Below are 4,792 nucleotides of genomic sequence, written 5' to 3' on the forward strand. Positions count from 1 at the left end.
ACACCGTGTATAATTCATTGCTAGTTATAGCCTACTTACGAAAGTCCTCGCGGACTTTCTATCTGTGATTTATTTGCTAACTTTAGTGCTTAAACCACGCAACGAAATCATACACAAACACGTTAGGCACAAGCTGAACTCACTCAAATGAATAAACGAATTTCTAAAATACCAAATGATGTTCAAGACAGAAATTCTGTTGCTTGGAAAAAACTTTGTGAATATATTGACGAAGTTGCCGAAAAAGGAGCTGATGAATTTGTGCCAAGAGAAGCTTTAGGAAATGAATTATTTTCTGAAATATTTACGTTGCCTGAATCAATTTCAAAATTGAAAAAAGTAACAAAAATTGGACTTTATGGTAGTAATTTAAAACGAATTCCACCCGAAATCGGAGAAATGGAATCTCTTGAATATTTTGACCCATATACTTCCTATGATTTAAATTGGTTTCCGTATGAAATTACTAAATGTAAAAAACTAAAAGACAGCCGAATTAGTACAAGAGCTCTTTATGGAAACTATAAAAACAGAATGGGCTTTCCAAAACTTGACCATAATCCTGTTAGATACTTTGGCGAAAATTTAAAATGCAGTGTTTGCGATAAAGAATTAGATTATGGACAAACAAATCAAATGTGGATTACTGCACACGTTGGAACTGATACTGTTCCGATGCTTGCAAATCTATGCTCTGAACAATGTAGAGAAAATCTAAAAAAACCGCCTAAAGACTATGTTCAGTTTCCACATAAAGGTGGAGCAGATTTAGTTCAACCACTTGACGAAGACGAATTATGGGAAATTGAAATGGCTGAACGAGAAAATGCAGAGAAAGAGAATGAATTTGAGCCAACAGAAGAAATTAAAACTCAATCAGAAAATAAAAAATTAAACATATCAAAACTTCCGATTTTAAAACTCGTAAGAAAGATTTGGGAGAAATAAAAAAAGCCAGTGCCTAACACCGTGTATAATTAATTGCTTTTTTAGGCTTACTTGCGAAAATTCCTGCGGAATTTTCTCTGGTCCGTAAAAGTTTGCTAAATTAGCTACCAAACCACGCAACTAACCATACACAAACACGTTGTAATGCATTTCCCTAACCAAAAAACTAGTGTTGCAAACCGAACAACTTGTTTCACTCATTTATGATTTTGGAATAACAAAAAACTTAATAGATTTACCTAAAAATCAATGAACAGAATTCACCTAAATTTAGCTTTATCATTATTGTTGTTTTCATTTTCCTATGGTCAACAAAAAGACACAATTTATGGACAAGTAAAATCTGTCAGAGAGCAACTCAATTTTCTTGATAAAAATCAGCAGAATATGAAATTATTTAGTGACGAAGGAGATTATGGCCATCATGGTTTTTCAAATCCAAAATTTACTAAAAGTAGATTTTATAATTGGTGGTACAATACGCCTTTTGTACATTATTCTAACTACCATAAGGAATTGAATGAAAAAGGAAAACCTACTTACGAAGTTTGGTTTTATAAAAATGGTGATACAGTAGCTTTTTTCAATTATAAGTATGATAAGAATGACAATCTAATTCAAGAAAAAAAGTATTATGAAAAGCATGATTATACGGTTAGAAATTTCAAATATGACAAAAAAAATAAGTTAAAATCAACAATTTATTATACTTCTGATGACCCAAATCTATATTCTTATTCAGAATTTGTTTATGACGAAAATGACAACTTAATACAATCCCAAGACTTTAATGATGATGGAGAAACCTATGGCACAAAATACACTCACTATCCAAACGGAAAAATTAAAGAAGTAATTAGCTACTCACCTTTTAAAATTATTGAAAAAGATAACAAAAGAATATTATTTAAAGATGGAATAGGTTACAATAAATTAGACCGTAAATTTATTTACAATGAAAATGGAGATGTTGTTGAAATACAATCTTACGACGGAGAATTTTACAGTGAGACTGCAACTAAAATAAAAGGAAAAATACTTAAAGAGTACTTAAACGGATTATTAGTGAAAGAGACAACTTTGAACAGAGCTGGAAAGATTGAGAAATATACTTCATATTCTTACAACAAAGAAAATCAGAAGACAAATGAAAAGTATTTCGTCCCAGAATATCCTGAAAACAATCTTTTCTATGAATATCATTTCGACGAGAACGGGAATCAAGTAAAATTAATCTATACCGAAAAAAATAATCCCATATTAGTAGAATTTGAATATGAATTTGACCATCAAAATAATTGGACAAAACAAATTAAGTCTGTTAATGGAAAGAAACTATTTGTTTGGACAAGAGAAATTGAATATTATAAATAAAAACGCATTACAACACCGTGTATAATTCATTGCTGGTTATAGCCTACTTACGAAAGTCCTCGTGGACTTTCTATCTGTGATTTATTTGCTAACTTTAGTGCTTAAACCACGCAACGAAATCATACACAAAACCGTTGTGGTTAATTTTGACTAGACCAAGAATAAGTTTAACTAATAGAAAGACATTGATAACTCATTATAGGTTTGAAAACAGAATTACCAAACATAAATTTAAATTATTAACTTTAAAACCAACGGTATGAAACAAAACAAAATCAGAATTCTTTACAGAAGAATCATTCCTTTAATCTTGGCAATACTAGTCTATGCCTGTAATAAGGATGATGAACCTTTACCAACCGAAATACAACAAGAATCAAAAGTAAAACGAATCAGCCTGAATGAATTTAATGACAAAGTCAGTAAAAATGAGAACTACAATAAATTAGAAAGTTATTTTGACATCAACAACATTTCAGATTCTAACGTATCTAATAGGTCATCTTTAGACTCTAGCATTTTAATTTTAACTGATGAGATAGTTTTAGTACAAGAGGATGATATAGCTTTTTATACGTTTAAAATTTTTACAGATACTCAAGGAGATGAATTTTACAATCTCGTTGTGCAGGTAAATGACCTAGGCGAAATTGTTAAATCTGAATTTATTGAATATCAGCCGTCGATAGAATACTTGGCAGACACAAGTCAGCCCTTTACAGGTTATGTAAAACTAATAGAAAATGATTTCCTTTCTTTAGATAATCTGCTCTCAAGAGAATTTCGCCGTTGTGTTGCAGATGTCACGGTAGAAAACGTATGTACTGGTGGTTGGATAGATGTACCAAACCCACCAGGTATAGAATGCCAAGGTTGGACAGAGGTACTTGTTATACATTGGGAAGCTTGTCCAGCAACTATCGATGCAGGTGATTCTGGCGGAGGTGGTTTTCCTGTGGATGGTGGTGATGATACTGCTGGTGGCGGTGAAAATGATGGTAGTGGCACTTCAACAGTACCTACAAAACCTTGTGATGGAGGAACAAACAATATTGAGGGTGATAACGGAGAATGCTTGGAAGATTTAGGAAAAAGAAAAGAATGTAGAAAAATCACAGGTTTCATAGATGAACCAGAAAACCAAGCTTTTAAAGATAAACTCACTGAACTCTCAACGCAACCTAATTTAAATCTTGATTACGAAAAGTCTGTAAGTAAATTTGAGGATGAGACCACCTTGGATGAAAGGCAAGGTGATTCCGAAAATCCTTTTGTAGATATACTCGATAATCCTATAAACAAGTATAAAGCTATTGTGCACACACATCCCAATATTGATGGTGGTACATTATCTGTTTTCTCACCTAATGATTTAATTGCGATTGCTAAAATAATTTATAATAATAAAGCGACAGATAAATTTGTGGCATTTTTAACCACAAATAAAGGCACACAATACGCATTGACGATTAACAATCCTACAAAATTTGTAGACTTTTTCTATTCACAGTTTTTTGATAATGTAACAGAAGTAACTACTAGTGACCCATTTGCCACAATGGAAAACACAACTAGGTATTATGAATCAAAAACAGCTTTTGATAATGTCTTCAAAGAATATTTTGACCCAAATAATCCTAGCGCAAAAATTAAAAAAACTGATACTGAAAATGAAGATGTACTCAAAGAGTTTTTAAATTTTATGGACGAAGCTGATGCTGGTTTTACACTTTTTGATGCTTCTAGCACACAGTTTGGAGAACCGCCATTTACTTCATTTAGAAGAATAAGATTAAAAAACGGAGAAGTAGAACGCGACTATACTTGTAACTAAAAAAACAAACATTATGAAAAATTCAATATACACATTACTTATTTTATTATTATTCTCTTGCAAATCGCAATACGTTTTAGCTCAAAACCCAAATCATGCACCCTTCATTGGCACTTGGGAATACCAAGAAAATAATCAAATTTTTAGAGTGACCATTTATGAAGATGGCAATGATTTAAAAGGTGATTATTTGTTACTAGAAATTGATAATGGTAATGAAACCATAATATACGAATCAGATTATTCTGCACCAAACTCTGATTTTAATTGGGGATATGCTATATTTGGTGGTTCAAATGATGGCAACTTAATGTATGCTAAAATTGATGATAATAGTATCGGTTATGAAAACGGAGTTGCTTCCCGTAAAAGAAAAAGAGGAAGTCTAGGCCTTACAATTCAACCACAAACTTGCTCAACTTGCCCAATAACAGCTGAATGGAAAGTAGCAGAATTACAAGGACTTAAAATAACTGGCGAACCCGAAAATTATAATATTCCTACTGATATTATATTGACCAAAGTGGAATAAAAAACTAACCACAACAAAGTACTGTGGTAAAAAACAAGTAAAAACGCATTAATTTTTAACCAAAGTACTTTTATAGTTTTCGTCAAATATTAATCCAGATTTAG

General features: G+C 31.7%; 4 protein-coding genes. All 4 read left to right on the top strand.

Features of this window, described 5'->3' with window-relative positions; genetic code table 11:
* Window positions 1-147 precede the first annotated feature (147 nt).
* The 4 genes from ITJ86_RS17010 to ITJ86_RS17025 all read left to right on the top strand — a co-directional run bounded on the left by ITJ86_RS17010 (window position 148) and on the right by ITJ86_RS17025 (window position 4,688).
* Window positions 148-948: a leucine-rich repeat domain-containing protein gene (locus ITJ86_RS17010; RefSeq protein WP_195872853.1), complete on the top strand. Its 801-nt coding sequence runs from the start codon at window positions 148-150 to the stop codon at window positions 946-948.
* 249 nt (window positions 949-1,197) lie between these two features.
* The gene (locus ITJ86_RS17015) at window positions 1,198-2,322 is read left to right on the top strand and encodes a hypothetical protein (RefSeq protein WP_195872854.1); all 1,125 of its coding nucleotides are present in this window, start codon (window positions 1,198-1,200) and stop codon (window positions 2,320-2,322) included.
* Between the two features lie 259 nt (window positions 2,323-2,581).
* Window positions 2,582-4,156 carry a hypothetical protein gene (locus ITJ86_RS17020; RefSeq protein ID WP_195872855.1) on the top strand — a complete coding sequence of 525 codons (1,575 nt, stop codon included), beginning with the start codon at window positions 2,582-2,584 and terminating at the stop codon, window positions 4,154-4,156.
* Between the two features lie 13 nt (window positions 4,157-4,169).
* Window positions 4,170-4,688 carry a DUF6705 family protein gene (locus ITJ86_RS17025; protein ID WP_195872856.1) on the top strand — a complete coding sequence of 173 codons (519 nt, stop codon included), beginning with the start codon at window positions 4,170-4,172 and terminating at the stop codon, window positions 4,686-4,688.
* Window positions 4,689-4,792 lie beyond the last annotated feature (104 nt).

This window comes from Winogradskyella marina (assembly GCF_015645385.1).
Taxonomy (GTDB): Bacteria; Bacteroidota; Bacteroidia; order Flavobacteriales; family Flavobacteriaceae; genus Winogradskyella; species Winogradskyella marina.